A 427-nucleotide genomic window follows, 5' to 3' on the forward strand; every position below is an offset into this window, starting at 1 on the left:
AGTTTTTCTATGTCTGATCGACCTACCTTAGATATAGTCATGACACCAGTTCAAGCGCTCATTAATCAAAAGCCTAAAATAAACTATCGCTCAACAATACATTCAGATCAAGGATGGCATTATCAACACGCTAAATATGTAAAATGCCTAAAAGATAATAAAATTTTTCAAAGCATGTCTAGAAAAGGTAATTGTTTAGATAATGCATTAATGGAAAACTTCTTTGGGTTACTAAAACAAGAAATGTTTTATGGCAATCAATTTCAACATTTTGACCAATTGAAACAAGCTATTCATCAATATATTGATTTTTATAATAATGAAAGAATCAAAACAAAATTAAAAGGCTTGTCTCCTAAAAATTATAGAAGACAAACCTTCGAAACTATATACTAAACCAAAGTACAACTTTTGGGGTTCAGTACAA

At 29.3% G+C, this 427-nt stretch carries 1 protein-coding gene; it reads left to right on the forward strand.

What is annotated here, in order from left to right:
• Positions 1–396, forward strand: a 396-nt coding sequence (locus AC2D8K_RS12615) for a transposase (RefSeq protein ID WP_484698832.1), incomplete at its 5' end; no start/stop codon positions are given.
• Between the last annotated feature and the right edge of the window lie 31 nt (positions 397–427).

The organism is Staphylococcus sp. 510, from assembly GCF_057219715.1.